The 18,754-nt window shown below is 76.0% G+C and carries 22 protein-coding genes; 8 read left to right on the top strand and 14 right to left on the bottom strand.

The features are described from left to right. Positions 1-65: 65 nt before the first annotated feature. The 3 genes from ACYQBY_RS18305 to ACYQBY_RS18295 all read left to right on the top strand — a co-directional run bounded on the left by ACYQBY_RS18305 (position 66) and on the right by ACYQBY_RS18295 (position 4,556). Positions 66-1,451 (top strand): TrkH family potassium uptake protein, encoded by a 1,386-nt coding sequence (locus ACYQBY_RS18305; RefSeq protein ID WP_459645319.1) that lies wholly within the window; start codon positions 66-68, stop codon positions 1,449-1,451. Continuing rightward, complete coding sequence (locus ACYQBY_RS18300; protein ID WP_459645318.1) at positions 1,444-2,163, top strand: potassium channel family protein; 720 nt, start codon at positions 1,444-1,446, stop codon at positions 2,161-2,163. Before ACYQBY_RS18305 ends, ACYQBY_RS18300 begins: the two co-directional genes overlap by 8 nt. Before the next feature lie 71 nt (positions 2,164-2,234). After that, a complete protein-coding gene (locus ACYQBY_RS18295; protein WP_459645317.1) occupies positions 2,235-4,556 on the top strand; it encodes a glycoside hydrolase family 65 protein in 2,322 nt (773 codons plus the stop codon). Between the two features lie 36 nt (positions 4,557-4,592). Here ACYQBY_RS18295 and ACYQBY_RS18290 read toward each other — a convergent pair whose 3' ends face one another. Continuing rightward, positions 4,593-5,468: a ferritin-like domain-containing protein gene (locus ACYQBY_RS18290; protein WP_459645316.1), complete on the bottom strand. Its 876-nt coding sequence runs from the start codon at positions 5,466-5,468 to the stop codon at positions 4,593-4,595. Between the two features lie 224 nt (positions 5,469-5,692). On the opposite strand from ACYQBY_RS18290, the gene ACYQBY_RS18285 reads away from it, so the two are divergent. Continuing rightward, the gene (locus ACYQBY_RS18285; RefSeq protein ID WP_459645315.1) at positions 5,693-6,118 is read left to right on the top strand and encodes an ATP-binding protein; all 426 of its coding nucleotides are present in this window, start codon (positions 5,693-5,695) and stop codon (positions 6,116-6,118) included. Positions 6,119-6,154: 36 nt separating this feature from the next. Here ACYQBY_RS18285 and ACYQBY_RS18280 read toward each other — a convergent pair whose 3' ends face one another. From ACYQBY_RS18280 to ACYQBY_RS18270, 3 genes are all read right to left on the bottom strand, one after another. Next, a complete protein-coding gene (locus ACYQBY_RS18280; protein ID WP_459645368.1) occupies positions 6,155-8,251 on the bottom strand; it encodes a SpoIIE family protein phosphatase in 2,097 nt (698 codons plus the stop codon). 108 nt (positions 8,252-8,359) lie between these two features. Then, positions 8,360-9,139 carry a DAK2 domain-containing protein gene (locus tag ACYQBY_RS18275; protein ID WP_459645314.1) on the bottom strand — a complete coding sequence of 260 codons (780 nt, stop codon included), beginning with the start codon at positions 9,137-9,139 and terminating at the stop codon, positions 8,360-8,362. Then, entirely contained in the window at positions 9,100-10,158 is a 1,059-nt protein-coding gene (locus ACYQBY_RS18270) for a dihydroxyacetone kinase subunit DhaK (protein ID WP_459645313.1), read from the bottom strand. The genes ACYQBY_RS18275 and ACYQBY_RS18270 overlap by 40 nt, the downstream gene beginning before the upstream one ends. Before the next feature lie 732 nt (positions 10,159-10,890). Between ACYQBY_RS18270 and ACYQBY_RS18265 the strand changes: the two genes are divergently transcribed. Both ACYQBY_RS18265 and ACYQBY_RS18260 read left to right on the top strand, forming a co-directional pair. Further along, a complete protein-coding gene (locus tag ACYQBY_RS18265; protein WP_459645312.1) occupies positions 10,891-11,037 on the top strand; it encodes a hypothetical protein in 147 nt (48 codons plus the stop codon). A 435-nt stretch (positions 11,038-11,472) separates the two neighbouring features. Further along, a complete protein-coding gene (locus tag ACYQBY_RS18260; RefSeq protein WP_459645311.1) occupies positions 11,473-12,621 on the top strand; it encodes a glutathione-independent formaldehyde dehydrogenase in 1,149 nt (382 codons plus the stop codon). Positions 12,622-13,006: 385 nt separating this feature from the next. Here the strand turns inward: ACYQBY_RS18260 and ACYQBY_RS18255 are convergent, their stop codons facing one another. The 5 genes from ACYQBY_RS18255 to ACYQBY_RS18235 all read right to left on the bottom strand — a co-directional run bounded on the left by ACYQBY_RS18255 (position 13,007) and on the right by ACYQBY_RS18235 (position 15,099). Further along, on the bottom strand, positions 13,007-13,276 hold the full coding sequence (locus ACYQBY_RS18255) for a DUF6343 family protein (protein ID WP_459645310.1): 270 nt from the start codon (positions 13,274-13,276) through the stop codon (positions 13,007-13,009). A 1-nt stretch (position 13,277) separates the two neighbouring features. Then, the gene (locus tag ACYQBY_RS18250; RefSeq protein ID WP_459645309.1) at positions 13,278-13,628 is read right to left on the bottom strand and encodes a DUF3140 domain-containing protein; all 351 of its coding nucleotides are present in this window, start codon (positions 13,626-13,628) and stop codon (positions 13,278-13,280) included. A gap of 11 nt (positions 13,629-13,639) precedes the next feature. Beyond that, the gene (locus ACYQBY_RS18245; protein ID WP_459645308.1) at positions 13,640-13,852 is read right to left on the bottom strand and encodes a hypervirulence associated TUDOR domain-containing protein; all 213 of its coding nucleotides are present in this window, start codon (positions 13,850-13,852) and stop codon (positions 13,640-13,642) included. A 66-nt stretch (positions 13,853-13,918) separates the two neighbouring features. Next, complete coding sequence (locus tag ACYQBY_RS18240) at positions 13,919-14,425, bottom strand: erythromycin esterase family protein (RefSeq protein ID WP_459645307.1); 507 nt, start codon at positions 14,423-14,425, stop codon at positions 13,919-13,921. Next, entirely contained in the window at positions 14,356-15,099 is a 744-nt protein-coding gene (locus ACYQBY_RS18235) for an erythromycin esterase family protein (protein ID WP_459645306.1), read from the bottom strand. The genes ACYQBY_RS18240 and ACYQBY_RS18235 overlap by 70 nt, the downstream gene beginning before the upstream one ends. Positions 15,100-15,176: 77 nt before the next feature. Between ACYQBY_RS18235 and ACYQBY_RS18230 the strand changes: the two genes are divergently transcribed. Beyond that, complete coding sequence (locus ACYQBY_RS18230; RefSeq protein ID WP_459645305.1) at positions 15,177-15,593, top strand: ChaB family protein; 417 nt, start codon at positions 15,177-15,179, stop codon at positions 15,591-15,593. A gap of 29 nt (positions 15,594-15,622) precedes the next feature. On the opposite strand, the gene ACYQBY_RS18225 is transcribed toward ACYQBY_RS18230, so the two are convergent. The 4 genes from ACYQBY_RS18225 to ACYQBY_RS18210 all read right to left on the bottom strand — a co-directional run bounded on the left by ACYQBY_RS18225 (position 15,623) and on the right by ACYQBY_RS18210 (position 18,017). Beyond that, on the bottom strand, positions 15,623-16,501 hold the full coding sequence (locus ACYQBY_RS18225) for a cytochrome c oxidase assembly protein (protein ID WP_459645304.1): 879 nt from the start codon (positions 16,499-16,501) through the stop codon (positions 15,623-15,625). Next, positions 16,491-16,943, bottom strand: coding sequence for a DUF2243 domain-containing protein (locus tag ACYQBY_RS18220; RefSeq protein ID WP_459645303.1), 453 nt, complete (start codon positions 16,941-16,943; stop codon positions 16,491-16,493). Before ACYQBY_RS18220 ends, ACYQBY_RS18225 begins: the two co-directional genes overlap by 11 nt. Next, on the bottom strand, positions 16,924-17,418 hold the full coding sequence (locus ACYQBY_RS18215) for a hypothetical protein (RefSeq protein WP_459645302.1): 495 nt from the start codon (positions 17,416-17,418) through the stop codon (positions 16,924-16,926). The genes ACYQBY_RS18220 and ACYQBY_RS18215 overlap by 20 nt, the downstream gene beginning before the upstream one ends. 146 nt (positions 17,419-17,564) lie before the next feature. Next, a complete protein-coding gene (locus ACYQBY_RS18210; RefSeq protein WP_459645301.1) occupies positions 17,565-18,017 on the bottom strand; it encodes a GNAT family N-acetyltransferase in 453 nt (150 codons plus the stop codon). A gap of 89 nt (positions 18,018-18,106) precedes the next feature. On the opposite strand from ACYQBY_RS18210, the gene ACYQBY_RS18205 reads away from it, so the two are divergent. Further along, positions 18,107-18,469: a hypothetical protein gene (locus tag ACYQBY_RS18205; protein ID WP_459645300.1), complete on the top strand. Its 363-nt coding sequence runs from the start codon at positions 18,107-18,109 to the stop codon at positions 18,467-18,469. Between the two features lie 3 nt (positions 18,470-18,472). Here the strand turns inward: ACYQBY_RS18205 and ACYQBY_RS18200 are convergent, their stop codons facing one another. Further along, the gene (locus tag ACYQBY_RS18200) at positions 18,473-18,604 is read right to left on the bottom strand and encodes a hypothetical protein (RefSeq protein ID WP_459645299.1); all 132 of its coding nucleotides are present in this window, start codon (positions 18,602-18,604) and stop codon (positions 18,473-18,475) included. Positions 18,605-18,754 lie beyond the last annotated feature (150 nt).

Raw genomic sequence — 18,754 nt, 5'->3', positions numbered from 1 at the left:
CGCGGGCGGGAACCCGACGCCACGTCACGGTGCGCCGCGCCGCGGTGCGTGGCTAGGGTCGCCCGGTGCCTCCTCCCCGGCAGCGCGAGGCGGGCGGTCCGCGGCCGGCCGCGCCCGCGCGCTCCGTCCACCCCGCCCGCCCCGCCCAGCTCATCGCGGCGGCGTTCGCGGCGGCCGTCGCCGCCGGGACCGTGCTGCTCCTGCTGCCCGTCTCCCGCGTGGCGACCGATGGTGCACCCTGGGTGGACGCGCTGTTCACCGCCACGTCCGCCGTCTGCGTCACCGGCCTGGCGACCGTCGACACCGCCACCTACTGGAGCCCCTTCGGGCAGGTCGTGATCGCCGGGCTGATCCAGCTCGGCGGTTTCGGCGTCATGACCGCCGCGTCGCTGCTCGGCCTGCTGCTCGCGCGCCGGCTCGGCCTGAGCGCGCGGCTCACCGCCACCACCGAGTCGCGCAGCCTCGCCTCCGGGGACGTGCGGCGGGTGCTGCTCGGGATCGCCCGCACCAGCCTGGTCGTGGAGGGGTGCGTGGCGGCGGTGCTGGCCGTGCGCTTCGCCACCGCCTACGGCGAGCCGGTCGGGCGCGCGGTGTGGCTGGGCGGGTTCCACGCCGTCTCCGCGTTCAACAACGCCGGGTTCGGCCTGTGGTCCGACAACCTCGTCCGCTTCGCCGAGGACCCGTGGATCTGCCTGCCGATCGCCGCGGCGGTCGTGGTCGGCGGCCTGGGGTTCCCCGTGCTGCTGGAACTGCGCCGCGAGCTGCGCTCACCGCTGCGCTGGTCCCTCGGCACGAGGCTCGTCCTCACCGCCACCGCGCTGCTGCTGCCCCTGGGTGCCGCCGTGACCGCGGCGCTGGAGTGGGACAACCCCGGTACCCTCGGCCCGCTCGGCACGCCCGGCAAACTGCTGGCGGCGTTCTTCCACTCCGTCGTCTCCCGCACCGCCGGGTTCAACAGCGTGGACGTGGGGAAGTTCACCGACGAGACCCTGCTGGCCACGGACGTCCTCATGCTCGTCGGCGCAGGCCCGGCCGGCACCGCGGGCGGCCTGAAGATCACCACCGTGGCGGTGGTGCTGCTCGTCGTCCTCGCCGAGATCCGCGGCGAGCAGTCCGTGACGGCGTTCGGCAGGCGGCTGCCCCGCAGCGCGCAGCGGCAGGCCCTGGCGGTCGTCGTCCTCGGGGCCACCGCGGTCGTGGCGGGGACGTTCGGGCTGCTGCTCCTCACCGAGCACCGGCTGTCCGTGGTGCTGTTCGAGTCCGTCTCCGCCTTCGCCACGGTCGGGCTGTCCACCGGCATCACCGCGGGGCTGCCCGACGCGGCCAAGCTCCTGCTCGTCGTGCTCATGTTCCTGGGGCGTCTGGGCCCCGTCACCCTCGCCTCCGCCCTGGCGCTGCGACAGCGCCCGCGGCTGTACGAACTGCCCGAGGAGAGACCCGTCATTGGCTAGCTTCCTCCGCCGCTCCCGGCGGCCCGGCCGCAGGGGCCTGCGCGCCGCCCGCCGCGTCGCCGCCGCCGACTCCGTCGTCGTCATCGGCCTCGGCCGCTTCGGCCGCGCCCTCGCCCTGGAGCTGATGGCCGAGGGCACCGAGGTCCTCGGCATCGACGACGACCCGCGGACCGTGCAGGAGCTGAACGGCTACCTCACGCAGGTCGTGCAGGCCGACGCCACCAGCGAGGAGGCGCTGCGGCAGCTGTCGGTGCCCGACTTCGACCGCGCCGTGGTCGCCATCGGCCTCGACGTGGAGGCCAGCATCCTCACCACGTCGCTGCTGCTGCGGATGGGCATCGAGCAGGTCTGGGCCAAGGCCCTCACCTCCGCCCACGGGGAGATCCTCACCCAGCTCGGCGTGCCGCACGTCGTCTACCCCGAGGCCGACATGGGCCGGCGCCTGGCCCACCTGGTGCGCGGCAGCATGAAGGACTACGTCCAGGTCGACGAGAACTTCGCGCTCGTCACCACCGGCGCCCCCGCCGAGGCCGTCGGCCGCCGGCTGGCCGAGTGCCAGATCCGCTCCCGGCACGGCGTCACCGTCGTCGCCGTCAAACCCCGCGGCGGCCGGTTCACCTACGCCACCGAGGACACCGTCCTGCAGATCGGCGACACCGTCATCGTCGCCGGGCCCCCCGACCAGGCGGAGGAGTTCAGCCGGCTGCGCTGAGCCCCCCCCGCGTCCCCCGGACGGCCCCGGGCCGGGGTGCGCCACCCGCCCGGTGCTGGTGGGATCCGCCCATGGACCTCGACCCCGCCGCCCCCTGGGCCGTCCACGAGGGGCCGCTCGACCTGTCGCGGCTCAACCGGACCGAGGCGCTGCTGACCCTGGCCAACGGCCGGCTCGGCGTGCGCGGCAACCTCGACGAGGGCTCGCCCGCCGGGTCTCCCGGCACGTACCTCAGCGGCGCCCACGAGCTGCTGCCCGTCAGCTACCCGGAGGCGAGCTACGGCTACCCGACGGCGCAGGAGCGGATCGTCGCGGTGCCCGACCCGACCCGCATCGAGCTGTTCGTGGACGGCGAGCGCTTCGACGTGCGCAGCGGCGAGCTGCACGAGCACCAGCGGACCCTGGACCTGCGCAGCGGCACCCTGCGCCGCACCGTGTCCTGGACCTCGCCCTCCGGCAGCGCCGTCCGGGTGCGCTCGGAGCGCCTCGTGCCGCTCACGCACCCCCGCCTGCTGGCCGTGGACTACCGCGTGGAGCTGCCGGAGGACGCGACCGGTGCCGCCCCGGACGGGGTCGAGGTGGAGGTGCGCTCCGCGGTTGTCGCCAGCGAGGAGCTGCACGACCCCGACGTGGACACCGACCGCGCCGGCGGGCGGCTGCGCCAGCGCACCGACGGCAGCGGGCTGGCCGTCGCCGCCGCCGCCACGCACGACATCACCGGGCCCGCCGACGTCGCCGTCGCCACCCACGGCCTGCCCGACCGCCTCGTCACCACCGCCCGGGTGCGGCTGCGGCCCGGCGGCTCGCTGCGCGTGGTGAAGTACGTCGCCCTCGGCTGGTCGGACCGGCAGGAGCGCGAGGCCCTCCTCGGGGACCTCGACGCGGAGCTGGAGGCCGGCCGCCGCGCCGGGTGGGAGGGCCTGGCCCGCGAGCAGTGCGAGCGGCTGGAGGAGTTCTGGGAGCGGGCCGACGTGCGCGTCGAGGGCGACGGCGACCTGCAGCAGGCGGTGCGCTTCGCCCTGTTCCACGTCCTGCAGGCCTCCGCGCGCGCCGCCGACCGCGGCATCCCCGCCAAGGGCCTCACCGGTGTCGGCTACGACGGGCACACGTTCTGGGACACCGAGGTGTTCGTGCTGCCCATGCTGAACCACGTCTACCCCGAGGCGGCCGCCGCGGCGCTGCGCTGGCGGCACGCCATGCTGCCCGCCGCCCGCGCCCGGGCCGCCGAGCTGGGCCTGGCCGGCGCGACGTTCCCGTGGCGGACCATCACCGGCCGGGAGAGCTCCGGGTACTGGCCGGCGAGCACCGCCGCGGTGCACCTCAACGCCGACGTCGCCGACGCCGCCGTGCGCCACCTGGACGCCACCGGCGACGAGGACTTCGCCCGCGACGTCGCCACCGACCTGGTCGTGGAGACCGCCCGCACCTGGGTGGTCCTGGGCCGGGAGGACGAGGAGAGCCGCTTCCACGTCGACGGGGTCACCGGGCCCGACGAGTACAGCGGGCTGGTGAACGACAACGCGTACACCAACCTCATGGCGCAGGCGAACCTGCGCGCCGCGATCGACCTCGCCCGGCGCTTCCCCGGCCGCGCCCGCGACCTGGGCGTGGACGACGAGGAGATCGCCACGTGGGAGCGCCTCGCCGACGCGGTCCACGTCCCCCGCGACGCCGACGGGATGCACGTGCAGGACGCCGGCTCCGGGGACCGGCTGCGCTGGGACTTCGAGGGCACCGCGCCGGAGCAGTACCCGCTGGCCGACCACTTCCCGTACTTCAGCCTCTACCGGCGCCAGGTCGCCAAGCAGGTCGACCTGGTGCTGGCGATGCACCTGCGCCCCGGCGCGTTCACCCCGGAGGAGAAGCGCCGCGCGTTCGACTACTACGAGGGGCTCACCGTCCGGGACTCCTCCCTCTCCGCGAGCACCCAGGCCGTGATCGCCGCCGAGGTGGGGCACCTCGGCCTCGCGCAGGACTACGTGTGGGAGGCCGCGTTCGTGGACCTGCACGACCTGCGGGCCTCCACGGCCGACGGCCTGCACATCGCCTCCCTGGCGGGGGCCTGGTCCGTCCTCGTCGCCGGCTACGGCGGGATGCGCGACGCCGACGGCCGCCTCGCCTTCAGCCCGAGGCTGCCGGAGGGCCTGACGGAGCTGTGCTTCCGCACCCTGCACCGCGGTTCCTGCCTGGAGGTCGTCGTGCGGCGGGACGGGGACGCCCAGGAGGCCACCTACACCGTGGTGCACGGCGGCCCGGTGGACACCTGCCACCACGGGGAGGAGTTCACCGTCGAGCCCGGCTCCCCCCGGACCCTGCCCGTCGGGCCGCTGCCGGAGCAGCCCAGGCCCTCCCAGCCGCGCCACCGCGACCCGCGCGAGCTGCGGAGGGGGTGAGCGCGGCGGGCCGCGACCCGGCGAGCGCGCGGCGGGTCAGCCCAGCGACCGCACCAGGGCGCGCTCGGTGACGTGCAGGCCCGCCAGGCCGGGCAGGGTGCCCAGCTCGGCGTCGATGCGGCGCGCGGTGGCCGGCCCGTCCGCGCCGCCGAACAGGTGCCGGGCCAGGTGCCGCGTCTCCGCCGCCGGCAGGGCCTTCGCGCCGGGGGCGGAGAACGACGTCCGCAGCGCCGCGCGCACCACCCGGCGGGTGCGGGCGCTGCCCGCCAGGCGGGTGCGGGCCTGCGCCTCGCACCAGCGCCCCTGCCGCTCCTCCTGCGCCGCGATGCGGTGCAGCAGCTCCGCCAGCACCTCGTCGCCGCACCGTGCCGCCAGGCTCAGGTACGCCTCCTGCGACACCCGCTCCGCGACCAGGCACCACGTCAGGTGCACCGCGACGAAGTCCTCGCCCACCGCGTTCGCCAGCAGGGAGCGGCGCACCGGTGCCATCCGCCCCCACCAGCCCTGCCCGGCGCGGCGCCGGGCCAGGCGGGCGTCGCTGACGTCGAGGCCGTGCTCGGCCAGCACCGCGTCCAGCGCCTGCCCGTGGCCGTACTCCTCGTAGTTCCACATCGTCAGGAACGCCGACACCGCCGCGTCCGCGTGGGAGGGCGTCACCAGCAGGTCCCGCAGGAACACGATGCTGTGCGTCTCCAGGTCGCTCAGGGCGCGCACGCTGCGCAGGACCTCCGGGGCCAGCGGGCGCTCGCGGAAGCGGGGGAGGTCGAGGTCGTCGACGCGCACGCGGGTCGTGGCGCGCGCATAGCGCTCCATGTCGAGGTCCGCGTCGAGGTCCGCGCCGGGGACGGCCCGGGGGTCCGCGGGAGTGGCGCCCGCGACGTCGTGGGCGGGCCTGTGCGTCGTCGTGGTCATGACGGGGGTTCGTGCCCCGCACCGCGGTGGATGCCCCGCGGGCGGGTTTCACCCGCTCGCAGCAGCACGCCGGGCGGTCGCAGCGGGGGTCCGTGGCGACCTGTCCCTGGATGCCGGTCCCCGGATGCCGGGCCCGCCCGCATCCGGCAGGCTCGTGGAACCGGCGGGAACGGGTATGGCACGGGTGGACAGGGTCGGAACGGGTGCGGATCGGAGGGGCACGGGTGAGCCGGGTGCAGGAGAGCGAACTCGCCCTCGGGTTCGGGCTCAGCTCCGTCTCGGCGGCCCGGCACTGGGCCGCCGCGCGCTGCGCCGAGCTCACCGGGGAGCCGGCCGCCGGGGGCGACGGCCCCGGGCCGACCGCGGACCTGCAGCGCCGTGTCGAGCTCGTCACCACGGAACTCGTGGCCAACGCGGTGGAGCACGGCGCGCCACCTCTGCGCATCGGCCTGCGGCGCACCGGGGACGTGCTGCGGGTCCACGTCGCCGACGGCAGCCGGGCGGCGCCCGTGCGCCGCGAACAGCCACCGGACGCCACCTCGGGGCGGGGGATCGCCCTCGTGGCGCACCTCAGCACCGGGTGGGGCGTGGAGCACGTCGCCGGGGGCAAGGTCGTCTGGTGCGACGTCCCGCTGCGCAAGGACGGCTGAGGGACGCGAGGACGGCTCGGGCGAGCCGGCGCGGGCTCAGCCGCGGTCGACGTGGACCGCGACGACCGCCACGTCGTCGTCGCTGCCCTCCGGCAGCATCCGCACCAGCAGCGCGTCGCACAGCTCGTCCAGCGGCAGGTGCGCCAGCTCCGCCAGCGCCGCCCGCAGGACGTCGATGCGCTCGTCCATCGACACGTCCCGCCGTTCCACCAGGCCGTCGGTGTAGAGCAGCAGGGTCGAGCCGGGCAGCACCTCCCCGACGCTGTCCTCGCGCTCGTGCTCGGCGTCGATGCCCAGGACCAGGCCCGTGCCGTCCAGCAGATCCACCGAGCCGTCCGGGCGCAGCAGCAGGGGCGGCAGGTGGCCGGCGCGGCACCAGCGCAGCTCCCGCCGGCCCCCCGGACCCGGCGGGCTGACCTGGGCGACCACGGCCGTAGCCAGGGTGTCAACCTGCAGGCCCTGCATCGCCCGGTCGGTGCGGCGCAGCACCTCCGCCGGCCGCGCCTCCCGGTCGTAGGCCAGGGTCCGCACCACCGTGCGCAGGTGACCCATGGCGGCCGCCGCGGACACGTCGTGGCCCATGACGTCACCGATGACGAGCACCGCGGAGCCGTCGGGCTGCGCGAGCGCGTCGTACCAGTCCCCGCCGACCTGCGCGGCCTCCGCGGCCGGGACGTAGCGGGTGACGACCGTGAGACCCGCGGGGCTCGACGGCGGGGTCAGGAGGCTGCGCTGCAGCGTCTCGGAGCTGCGCCGCTGCTCCGCGTACAGGCGGGCGTTCTCCAGCGCCAGGCCGCCGCGCAGGCCCAGGTCGACCGCCGTCTGCAGGTCGTCCTCGGTGTACGGGGCGCGATCGGCCCCGGAGAGCAGGGTCAGGGAGCCGGTGATGGCGTTGCGCGCCCGCAGCGGCACGACGATGGCGCTGCCCAGGCCGAGGCTGGTGATCGTCGAGGCGAGCTCCGGCGCGGCGCCCGCCTCCAGGAGGGCGGGGGTGACCTCGGGGATGAGGGTGGGCCCCAGCTCGCCCCGGAGCACCTGCAGCGTGGTGGACGTCTCCAGCAGCGACTGCCCCTGCAGCTCCTGGAAGCGGTGCACGTCGCCGTCGTGGCCGGCGTCCTCGTGGCTGGTGCTGACCTGCCGCGGCTTGCCCTTGGCGTCCAGCACCGTCGCGAACGCCCACTGCGCCATCTCCGGCACGACGAGGTGCGGCAGGAGCCGCAGCGCCTCCTCCGGGTCGAGGGTCTGGCTGAGGGCGTCGGTGATGCGGGCGAGGAACTCCAGGCGCTGGCGGGCGCTGCGGGCCGCCGCCCGCGCCGCGTCCCGCTCGAACTCGGCCCGCACCCGGTGCGTCACGTCGGACTGCACGCCCACGTGGTGGGTGACGGTCCCGTCCGCGTCCCGGATGGGGGAGATGACCACCTCGTTCCAGAAGGCGGTGCCGTCGGCGCGGTAGTTCAGCAGGATCTCGCTGACCGGCTCCCCGGCGTCGAGGGCCGCGCGGATGCGGGTGACGGCCTCCCGGTCGGTGTCCGGGCCCTGCAGGAAGCGGCAGTTGGTACCCAGGACGTCGGTCGCGAGATAGCCGGTGGCCTTCTCGAAGGCCGGGTTCACCCACACCAGGGGGTCGTCGGCCTGGCGCGGGTCGGAGATCGTGAAGGCCAGGTCGCTGGCGATGACGGCCCGGGAGTGCAGGTCACGTGCCTCCCGCTGCACCCGCCGCACCGCCGCGGCCTCCCGCACCGGCAGGAACACCACGAGCGCCTGCCGGGACAGGGGGTCGGGTGCCCCGGTGAGCGGCAGCCCCACCACGAACAGCTGCTCGCGGGCCTCGCTGGCGTCGGAGCTGCGGGCGGCGGTGACGACCTCCCCCTGCACCGGCTCCCCGGCGGCCACCCGGGTCAGGGGCTCGGAGGCCTCCCCCAGCTCCGCGCCGTCCAGGCTCTGCAACCCCGCGCGGACGGCCCACTCCTCGATGTCGGCGGGCAGGCGCAGGCCGGGGGCGAGCTGCCCGGCGAGCTCGTTGGCGAAGAGCACCACGCGCTGCTCCAGGTCGACGAGCAGCATCGCGGCGGACTCGTCGTGGACGACCTCGGGGAGGATCGCCGCCTCGGCCCTGTCGCTGACCCGCTCCATCACCCTCCGAGGATAAGTGCCCTCCGCGGATCCACCAGCCTGCGGTTGGTGACAACGGGTGACCGGCTCCGGGGCGGGCCGCCCGGGCCCGGCAGCGGTGACGGGGCGTCAGGCGGCGGTGGCGCCCCGCTCGTAGAACCACGCGACGGCGAGGGCGCCGGGGTCGACCACGCCGCGGGCCACGTCCCCGACGTAGCTGGCGCGCCCGCGCCGGGCCAGCATCGTCGTCGTGGCGCGCGCCCCGTCGGCGGCGGCCCGGTACGCGGCGCCCATCGCGGCCGTCACCTCCTGGCCGGCGGCCACGGCCCCCTCCAGTGCGTCGGCGGCCGGGGCCATGGCGTCCACGAACGTCTTGTCGCCCACCGACGCGCCGCCGAGGCGCTGCACGACCTCCGTGCCGGCACGCGCCGCGCGGGCCAGCACGTCGCTGCCCACGACGGGCAGGCCCTCGCACGCCTTGGCGAACTCCCGGAAGAACATGCCCAGCAGCGGGCCGCTCGTGCCGCCGGTGTCGAGGAAGCCCAGCGACACGCCCGTGAAGACGTCCCCGACGTCCCGCGGCGGGGCCTGCTCCAGCCGGCGCTGCGCCTTGCGGACCGCCGAGCGCAGGTTCGTGCCGAAGTCGCCGTCGCCGGCGATGCGGTCGAGCTCGGTGAGCTCCTCGCAGCGCTCCTCGACCTGGCGGGCGAAGCCGTCCCACCAGTTGCGGGCGCGCTCGACGTCCACGACGGCCCGCCGCGCGCTGGCGGTGGGCTGCACCACGCTCAGCCCGTCGGTGCCCGCGGCAGGGCCGGAGGTGCTGACGCTGAGGTCCGCGGCGGCCTGCGCCGCCTGCCTGCCCGCCCCGCTCACCACGTCAGGGCCGCCGTCCGCACGGGTGCGTCCCACAGGCGCACCAGGTCCTCGTCCACCTTCACCAGCGTCACGGAGCACCCCGTCATGTCGAGCGCGGTCACGTACGGCCCCACGAGGGAGCGGGCGGTGGTGACGCCGAGCCCGTCCAGGACCCGCGTCACCTCCCGGAAGACGAGCGACAGCTCCAGGGGGGTGGTGGAGCCGAGGCCGTTCACGATGGTGAGGACCGCGTCGCCGCGGGCCAGGCCGAGCGCCTCCACCACGGGCGTCGTCAGCTGCGGCACCAGCTCCGCGGCCGTGCCGAACGCCCTGCGCCCCACCCCGCGCTCGCCGTGGATGCCGACGCCGTACTCGACCTCGGCGGGACCGAGGTCGAAGGAGGGCCGGTGCTGCCCCGGGTGGGTGCCCGCCTGCAGCGCCATCGACAGGGTGCGGGCCGAGCCGGCGACGCGGCGGCCGAGCTCGGCGACCTCCACGACGTCGGCCCCGGCCTCGGCGGCCGCGCCGCAGATCTTCTCCACGGCCAGGACGGCCGCCGTGCCGCGCCGGCCCGGCCCGTCGGGGTTGCCGGTCAGCAGCGGGTCGGTGGCGAGGTCGTCGTCGACGAGGACCTGCCGCACCCGCGCGCCCTCGTCGGAGGCGATCTCCTGCGCGATGCGGAAGTTCAGCACGTCGCCGGTGTAGTTCTTCACGATCTGCACGACACCCGCGCCCGAGTCCACGGCGCGGGTGGCGGCGGACACCTGCAGCGCGGTGGGGCTGGCGAACACCTGCCCGGGGACCGCGGCGTCGAGCATCCCGGTGCCGACGAAACCGATGTGCAGGGGTTCGTGCCCGGAGCCGCCCCCGGACACCAGCCCGACCTTGCGGCGGGCGCCCGTCCCGGCGTCCGCGCGGATCACGTAGCTGGGCTCGCGGTTCCAGCGCACCAGCCGCGGGTGCGCGCGCTCGAACCCTTCCAGCGCCTCGGCGACGACGTCGTCGGGGTCGTTGAGGAACTGCCTGCGTCCTGCCGTCCGCGGTTCGGCCGTCGCCGTTCCCTCGGGTGTCATACCGGACCACCTCCAGGTCGTCCCGCCGGGCATCTCCGTCCGGCCCGCCGAGGGTCGCACGGTACGTGAAACCGTGCCACCCGTGGGTGAGCGGGGTGCCGTCTGGTGGATCATGTCCGGCACTGTTCGGGAACGTCGCGCCGGGAACCGGTTGCGGGGGCGTCCGTGTGCGGTGCGGTCCTGCGCTGCGGCACGTGGCGAGCCCCGGGACGCACCTGCGCACGCTCGGCCTGGACCCGGACCGGGCGGCCGCCCTGACCGGCGCCCCCGCGCCGGTGACCGAGGACGACGGGGTCCGGGCGGCCGCACTCCTCGCCCCCGGCCCCGCCTCGCGCTACGTGCGGGGGACCTGCCCACCGCTCCCTCCACCGCGCGCGCGCTCGCCGCGGAGCTGGAGCGCGGGGACACCACGTTCGCGCTGCGGCTCCTCGCGCACGCCCTGGCGGTGCTGCGGTCGCTGGAGCTGCCCGCCGACCGCGACCTGTTCCTGCTGCCCCCCGCGTCCACCGGTGACGAGCGCTGGGCTCCCCCGCGAGCGGGCGGTACCCCCACCTGCTCGCCGCCGCCGTGGGGCGCGAGTGCCGTCTGGCGGGGATCGACCGCCCCGCCTGGACGCGGTGCGGGCCGTCGCGGCAGTGGTGGTTCGTCGCGGCGCCGCCGCTGCTCGCACCCCGCCGGAACTGGGCGAACTCGGCACCTGGATCACCGCCGACGCCCTGCGGGCGGTCTGAGGTGGCGCCCCCGCACGGCTCCGGCCGGATCGAGCTGGACGCCGCGGCGATCCGGCAGCTGCTCACCGAGCTGGGCCGGCGCCTCGACGCCCGCGGTGTGCGCGCGGAGCTGTACCTCGTGGGCGGCGCGGCCATCGCCCCGGCCTAGTACGTCCGCCGCGTCACCGTCGACATCGACGCCGTCCTCCTGCCCCGGGAGGTGGTCACCGAGGAGGCCGCCGCGCTCGCCGCGGACCGTGTGCCTGCGCGGAGCGTCTCGTTGGTCACGGATCTCCGAGGTGGCGGCACGCGCGCGGTGCGCGGAGGACCCGCGAGGCCGTCGGTCGACCTGCTGGCGGCGTGGGCGGACGACATCCTCAGCCTGCTGCCGCCCGCGGTGTTCCCCATCGCCTCCTCCGCCCTGCTGGCGATGGGGGGACGACGGCGCGGACGTGAGGCACCCCGGAGTGACGGCTGCGCAGCCCGGCACGGGTAGGTGAACGCTGGACGACCTCCGCATGGGCCCGGGGCCGGCGGGTAGGAGCGCGGGGAACCCGTGCGGCCGTGCGCGAGCGGTCGCCCGTCCCGACCCGGAGGAGCAGACATGAAGGCCGTCGTCTACCAGGGCCCGCGCAGGGTCGAGGTGGCGGAGGTGCCGGACGCGCGCGTCGAGCAGCCGAACGACGCCGTCATCCGCATCACCACCACCAACATCTGCGGCTCGGACCTGCACATGTACGAGGGGCGCACGAGCGTGGAGGAGGGCAAGGTCCTCGGCCACGAGAACATGGGGATCGTCGAGGAGGTCGGCCCCGGTGTCGACCGGATCAAGGTCGGCGACCGCGTCTCGGTGCCGTTCAACATCGCCTGCGGCTCCTGCCGCAACTGCGAGCACGGCTGGACCTCGTTCTGCCTGCGCACCAACCCCACCGAGGGCGTCGACGGCGCAGCGTACGGCTACGCGAACATGGGCCCCTACGACGGCGGGCAGGCGGAGTTCCTGCGCGTGCCGTACGCGGACTTCAACCTCCTGGAACTGCCCGCGGGCACCGAGCACGAGAACGACTTCACGCTGCTCTCCGACGTCTTCCCCACCGGCTGGCACGGTGTGGAGCTGTCCGGCATGGCGTCCGGCGACACCGTCGCCGTGTTCGGCGCCGGCCCCGTCGGGCTGATGGCCGCGCACGCCGCCGTCCTCAAGGGCGCCTCGCAGGTGTTCGTGGTGGACAAGGAGGCCGACCGCCTCGCGCTGGCGGGCAGGTTCGGTGCGACCCCGGTGGACTTCTCCGCCGGTGACCCCGTCCAGCAGATCCTGGAGGCCACCGGCGGGCAGGGTGTCGACCGCGGCGTGGAGGCCGTCGGCTACCAGGCCCACGACCACACCGGCGAGGAGCACCCCGAGCTCGTCCTGGACAACCTCGTGCAGGTGGTGCGCGCCGCCGGGGGCATCGGTGTCGTCGGCGTGTACGTGCCCCAGGACCCCGGCGCCGCGACGGAGGGCGCGAAGGAGGGGCGCATCGGTTTCGACTACGGCACGTTCTTCACCAAGGGCCAGCAGATGGGCACCGGCCAGGCACCCGTCAAGCGGTACAACCGGCAGCTGCGCGACCTCATCGTGGCCGGGCGCGCCACCCCCGGGATCATCGTCTCCCACGAGCTGGGCCTGGAGCAGGCCGTGGAGGGTTACGCGCGCTTCGACGCCCGCGAGGACGGCTGGACGAAGGTGCTGCTGCACCCCGGCAAGGCCGCGTGAGGGGCCGGGGCGGGCGGCGGGCGCACGACGGGCACCGCCGCCACGTCCGGCACCTGCTCGGCCGTGGTCGGGGTCCTGGGGGACGAGATGCGCATGGCCGGGCGCTGCGGGGGTACCGGCAGCCGACAGGGAGATCACCGACTGCTCGGGAAGGAGTGCCCATGGGCCTGGTGTCCGGGATCCTCAAGGGTGCGGTCATCCAGAAGATCGTCAGCAAGCTCGCGGGCGGCAAGCGCCGCCCGTGAGCCGGGCGCCCTGTGGTGGGGGCCCCCCCCCCACCACAGGGCGACCTCTTCCTCTGCCGTACGCCGGTCGACGATCCGGGGTGCAGGGCGGAGACGGTCCTACAGGATGTGCCCGCTGAGGCACCCGGTCGGTGGGACGCTCAGAGCCTCCCGGCGTGCGAACGCCTGATGCGGCCGGTGACCACGACGGCGTCGACGACGCCGGCCACCGCCAGGAGCGCGGTGACCACCCCCAGGGCGGTGAGCCAGCCGGGGCGGTCCGCCGACGTGAGGGCCACCACCGCGAACGCCCCGCAGAAGAGCACGCCGAAGACGGCCAGCACCAGGCGCAGCTGCAGCGGTGAGCGCGCGGTCCGCGGCTCTGTCCCCGTCCGCCCGGGCGGCTGCCCCGGCGGTGTCGTCCCGGGCACCTCAACCCTCCAGCGGGTCGTGACCCCAGTTCATCAGCGAGTACCGCCACCGGCTGTGCTCCACGTCCCCGTCGGGGCGCTGGGCGAGGTGGCGGTGGACGTAGCCGACGACCTTGTGCATGTGCTGGACGTCGTCGTCGTCGAGGTCGCCCTTCTTCGTGTGCAGGATCTGGACGATGCGCCGGCCGGAGGCGTGCCCGGTGGACTCGTCGCCGCCGGGGTCCTTCTGGCCCACGGACTGCGACTCGTCGGTGTCCAGCCACTCCTCCAGCTGCCCGGCGGACATGTTGACCGCGGAGCGGAAGTCGTCCCAGACCTCCTCGAGGCCCTCGGGTGCCCTCGTCGTGCTCACGGCGCCCCCGCTCACTCCTTCTCGTGCAGCGCGCCGGGCTTGTGCACGGCCTCGCCACCGGACTTCTCGCTCTTCACGAGGTACTGCGGCTCGTCCTCCGAGGCCGCGACCGTGCGGCCCGCCGCCTCGGTGCGCTCGGTGATCTTCTTCTCCACGGTGCCCTCGGCGGTGCTGCCGTGGCTCTTCCACTCGACCTTGTCGCCCTTGCTGAACTCGTCGGACACGGTGTCCCCTCCGGTCGTCGTCGCGGTCACCCGCCCCCTACCCGCGACGGCGGGGGGCATGCGGTCTCACTCCCCGAACGGCCAGGTGTCGTCCTCCTCGCCGGCGCGCGGTTCCTGGTGCAGCGGGGTCAGCGCGCGGGTCCGGTCGAGCCAGCAGAACGCGTCGTAGCGGCGGCCGGGCACGGTCGGGACGTAGTTGCGGACCCGGTCCAGGGTGGGGCGGTACACGACGCCCACGGCCCGGTGGTCCACCACCTCCACCAGCCAGTCCGGCTGCTCCGGTGCCCGCGGGAACACGAACAGGGCGTCCGGCCCGGTGGGCGCGTCGTGCAGCGCCTCGTGCAGCAGGGCTTCCAGGCTGCCCGCGCGCGCGGAGGGCAGCGGCAGCGACCGCGACGGCTCGTCCCAGGCGCGGGCGGCGACCACGCTGCCGCTGTGGGTCCCGAAACCCACCAGCACCGCGTCGTCCTCGCCGTGCCGCTCCCGCACGAGCTGGCCGACGTTCACCATGCCGCCCGCCGCCATGTCGGTGTACCGGGCGTCCCCGATGTGGGTGTTGTGCTCCCACACCACCGCCCGAACCGGGCGTCCCGTGCGCGGCCGGTGCCGTCGGGGGAGCTGCGCAGGCGGGCGAGCAGTTCCGCCACCGCCCCCTCGCACGTCGTGGGAACCCAGCGCCGGGTGGCGATCGCGTACTCCTGCGGGTCCTCCGCGAACGGCTCCAGGCAGGAGAAGGCCTCCAGCGCGGCGTCCACGTGCGCGGGTTCGTGCTCCCGCAGGTACCCCAGCGTCTGCCGCAGGGAGTCCCACAGGCTGTACACGTCCAGCCCGTAGAAGCCGACCCGCTCGTCCTCCGGCAGGGTGAGGTTGTGCCCCCGCAGCCAGCGGGTGAGGTCCACGACCTCCTCGTTGGCCCACATCCACGTCGGCCACCGCCCGAACCCCTGCAGCACCTCCGCCGGGTCCTGCGGTGCGCCGGGCGCGGCGGTGACCGAGCAGTTCACCCGGTGGCAGTCGGGCCAGTCGCCCTCCACCGCCACGAAGGAGAAACCCTTCCCGGTGACGAGCCGGCGGGTGATCGCGGTCCGCCACGTGTAGAACTCCGACGTCCCGTGGGACCCCTCGCCCAGCAGCACGAACCGGGCGTCGCCGATGCGCTCCAGCAGCGGGTCGAGGTCGCCCTCGTCGCGCAGGGGCAGCGCCGCGCGGCGCACGTCGTCGTGCACGTCGGTGGGGTGGCCGGTCATGGACAGGTCATACCCAGCAGGCCGCCGGTCGACGCGGCGGCCCGTTTGCCCGATCCCGCCCCGGGTACCGCGCCGCCATGGCGACGAACCCGGACCAGCCCGACCCGGACGACCTGCCCAGCACGATCGCCCGCTCCGACGCCAAGGCGCAGCGGACGTACGCGAAGACGCTGGAGCACGCCGAGGAGGAGTACGGCGACGGTGAGCGCGCCCACCGGACGGCCTACGCGGCGCTGAAGCACACCCACGAGAAGGTCGGCGACCACTGGGAGCCCAAGGACCACAAGGGGCCCTCCGACCCGCAGGCCGAGGGCGGCAGGGACACCGGCCGCCCCACCGCGGGTGGTGTGGACGCCAACGCCACCAAGGAGCACCTGCTGGGGATCGCGCAGCGGCTCGACGTCCCCGGCCGCTCCTCCATGACCAAGGACGAGCTGGTGCAGGCGATCCGCAAGGCCAACGACCGCGAGACCCGCAGGGCCCGGGAGGGCTGACCCCGCCCGGTGCCGGACCGGCCGGGTCCTCAGCCGGCGCGGGTCCCGCCGGCAGGGCCCGGCGAAGCGGCGCGCCCGGTCGCGGTACCCGCACCCCGGGGGCGGTCGCGCCGGTACCTGCCGGCGAAGAGCGCGACGGCCAGGAGGAGTTCCGCGCCGTCGCCGCCGGCGTACATCCACCGCGCGGCCTGCTCCAGGTCCACCGCCGCGGCCCCGTCCAGCCCCGCCGCCCGCGCCGCCATCGACCGCGCCAGCGTGGCGTGCGCGGCGACCGCCACGAGCAGCGCCCCCACCCGCACCCGGAACCCGGGCCGGCGCGGCGCGGGGTCCGGTCCCGCCACCGCCCACGTGAACAGGCACCCCGCCAGCAGGTAGTGCACGAGCACGAGCCCGCCCAGGGCGGGGTGCCGGGCGGTCAGGGCGTGCAGCGGCGTCAGGTGCACCGCCCACAGCACCCCCACGTCCAGCACGACGGCCACCGCCGGGTGCGCCACGACGTGCACCGGCGCGCTGCGCAGCACCGCGCCGAGGCGGCGCCCCACGGCGGGCGGCACCGCACCCAGCAGCAGCGTGAACGGGGCGGCGAGCACCAGCCCGAGCGGGGCGAACATCCCCAGCAGCAGGTGCTGCACGACGTGCCCGCTCACCCCCTGGCGGGCGGACCCCACCACCGGGGGGCTCAGCGCCGCCGCCACGAGCAGGACCCCCACCACCCACGACGCCGTCCGCCACCTGCTCCAGCCCCGCCCCGACCGGCGGCGGCGCCGCGCCACCGCCAGCGCGTGCAGCCCCAGCCCCGCGGCGAGCACCGCCAGCGGCAGGAACCAGCCGGGATCCGCGCCGCCCCCGTGCGCGTGCCCGGCGAGGTGCGCGTGCAGGTGCCCGGGGGAGCCGGCGCTACCGGGCACCGGCGCGCCGCGCCCGCACCGCGAGCACCGCACCCGCCAGCAGCAGGAGCAGCGCGCCGCCGTTCCACGCCACGTCGTACGGCAGCACGTCCGGGACGTAGCGGACCTGGTGCAGCCGCAGCACCTTGTGGTTCACGAGGCCGTCGAACAGCTGGAAACCCCCCGCGCCCAGCAGCAGCCCGGCCCGCGCCCACGCCGCCGACAGCAGCGCCCGGCGGTGCAGGTCCGCCAGCGCGAAACCCCCCGCGACGAGCAGCACCAGCTCCACCGCGTGCAGGACCCCGTCCGACAGCAGCCCGACCGCGGGGGTGGAGCGGTCGTAGAGGTGGTGCCAGCCCAGGAGCTGGTGGAACACGATCTCGTCGACGGCGGCCATCAGGCCCACCCCGACCGCCGCCGCCGCGCGCGCCGAGCGCCCCGTCTCAGTGGCTGGTGGTGCCACGCCGGGACTCCAGCTCCGGTGCCACGAGGCGCTCGGCGACGATCCCGGTGACCACCGAGTACACCGCCTTGTGCGCGATGTCGACGGCCTGCTCGCGCACCGGCCACGTGCGCGGGGGTGCGCCGGCGCCGGTGGCGTTCTCCACGGTCTGGTCGAAGCACAGCCGCGCCGCGGTGTGCGCCAGGTGCGCCCGCGGCCCGCGCAGCCCCGTGACCGCCCACACCCCGCGCAGCGCGCCGAGCAGGGCGCCGGTGCCCCAGTGCATCGCGTGGTTCGCGAGCAGCGGCCGTTCGCCCTCGCCCGGTCGGCGGCCCAGCAGCGTCAGCAGCGCCCGGGCGGGCACGTAGGAGTCGGGCCGGTGCGTGAGGGCCTGTTCGGCCTTCTCGCCGGCGGTCATCGCGGCGACGCCGGCGAGGCCCGCCACGGCTCCCCGTGCCGCGGCGGCCAGCAGGGTCCCCGGTCGGCTGCCGCCCATGCCCGCTCCTCCGCCGTGTCCTGTGGCCGTGTCCTGCTGCCGTGTCCCGCGCCGCCCGGCCGCCGCCGGGACCGTCCCCGGCAAGCTCACCAGCGATCGCCCCGCGCCGCACCCGCAGGCGCCGCGTCCCGGACCCGCTCGCCCCGTCAGCCGAGGCCGAGGGCGGCGGCGCGGGTGGGCCGGCGGTCGATCTCCAGGTACCGGTCGGCGCCCACCAGGTCCTCGAAACCGCACCCGCGGTAGACGTCGTGCGCGTCCCTCGTGGCGAGCAGGAACCGCGGCACCCCCCGCGCCGAGAGGTCCTCGACCACGGCGTCGACCAGCCACCTGCCGAGACCGCGCCCGCGGTGCGGGGCGTCGACGAACACGTCGCACACCCAGGCGAACGTGGCGTGGTCCGTGACGACCCGGGCGAAACCCACCTGCTCGTCCCCGGCGAGGACCGAGTACGGGACGGAACCCTCGACCGAGCGGCGCACCACGTCCGGCGACCGCCCGGCCGCCCAGTACGACTGCTCCGACAGCCAGCGGTGCACGCGCGCGAGGTCGACCCGCGCGGGATCGTCCGTCAGTACGTACTCCTCGCGCCGCCGTTCCACGTCCCCGCGCTCCTCCCCGCCGCCCGCCCGGCGCGGTGGCGGCAGAACCGTACAGCGGTGGGCGGACCGGCCCGGGCAGGATGTGCCCCGTGCAGGAGCGGGACCCGGAGCGGGACGATGGCGGGGCGCGGCCCGCGGTGGACGACGGCGGGGCGCGGCCCGCGGTGGACTTCGCCCACACCGACGTGGCGCTGCGCAACCGCGCCGCGAAGGCCAGGGCGCTGGCCGTGCACGCGTGGGACCACGGCCTGAGCGGCGCGGACGTGCTGGCCCTGACCGACGCCCACCGCCGCGACCTCGCCCGCGCGGCCGGGGTGCACCCGCCCTCGACGCTGGAGACGTGGCGGGTGACGGCGGAACTGCTCGACGCGAAACAGGCGTGGGCCGCGCGGCACCCGGACGACCCGCGCGCGGCGCGCGCCGTCCCCGCCGAGCGGGACGGCCGGGTGTGAGGCTCAGGCGCCGCCGGCCACGCGGTCGCGGCCGCCGTGCTCGGCCTCGTACAGCAGCCGGTCCGCCTCCGCCGGCAGTCGCTCCTCCACGTAGCGGCGGTCCCGCAGGTCCGTGAGGTGGTCCCGCAGCGACATCTCCCGGTAGCGCCGGCTGGTGCGGACCGCGTCCTCCGCCCCGGCGTGGTCGCCGGTGCCGATCAGCGCCTGCGCGAGGGTGTGCAGCGCGGAGACGTCGAGGGGGATCCCGCTGGGCGCGCGGTCAGGAAGGGGTCGTCGTGCCGCCGC

Source organism: Kineococcus anabasis (genome assembly GCF_054590795.1).
Note: the sequence above shows the minus strand (reverse complement) of the source record. Positions and strands in the feature narration are given on the sequence as shown.

Bases quoted from the DNA above. Each gene is read 5' to 3' on its own strand.
- ACYQBY_RS18295 (WP_459645317.1), top strand. From the start codon at position 2,235: ATGGACCTCGACCCCGCCGCCCCCTGGGCCGTCCACGAGGGGCCGCTC.
- ACYQBY_RS18290 (WP_459645316.1), bottom strand. From the start codon at position 5,468: ATGACCACGACGACGCACAGGCCCGCCCACGACGTCGCGGGCGCCACT.
- ACYQBY_RS18280 (WP_459645368.1), bottom strand. From the start codon at position 8,251: ATGGAGCGGGTCAGCGACAGGGCCGAGGCGGCGATCCTCCCCGAGGTC.
- ACYQBY_RS18270 (WP_459645313.1), bottom strand. From the start codon at position 10,158: ATGACACCCGAGGGAACGGCGACGGCCGAACCGCGGACGGCAGGACGC.
- ACYQBY_RS18260 (WP_459645311.1), top strand. From the start codon at position 11,473: ATGAAGGCCGTCGTCTACCAGGGCCCGCGCAGGGTCGAGGTGGCGGAG.
- ACYQBY_RS18235 (WP_459645306.1), bottom strand. From the start codon at position 15,099: ATGACCGGCCACCCCACCGACGTGCACGACGACGTGCGCCGCGCGGCG.
- ACYQBY_RS18230 (WP_459645305.1), top strand. From the start codon at position 15,177: ATGGCGACGAACCCGGACCAGCCCGACCCGGACGACCTGCCCAGCACG.
- ACYQBY_RS18215 (WP_459645302.1), bottom strand. From the start codon at position 17,418: ATGGGCGGCAGCCGACCGGGGACCCTGCTGGCCGCCGCGGCACGGGGA.
- ACYQBY_RS18200 (WP_459645299.1), bottom strand. From the start codon at position 18,604: ATGTCGCTGCGGGACCACCTCACGGACCTGCGGGACCGCCGCTACGTG.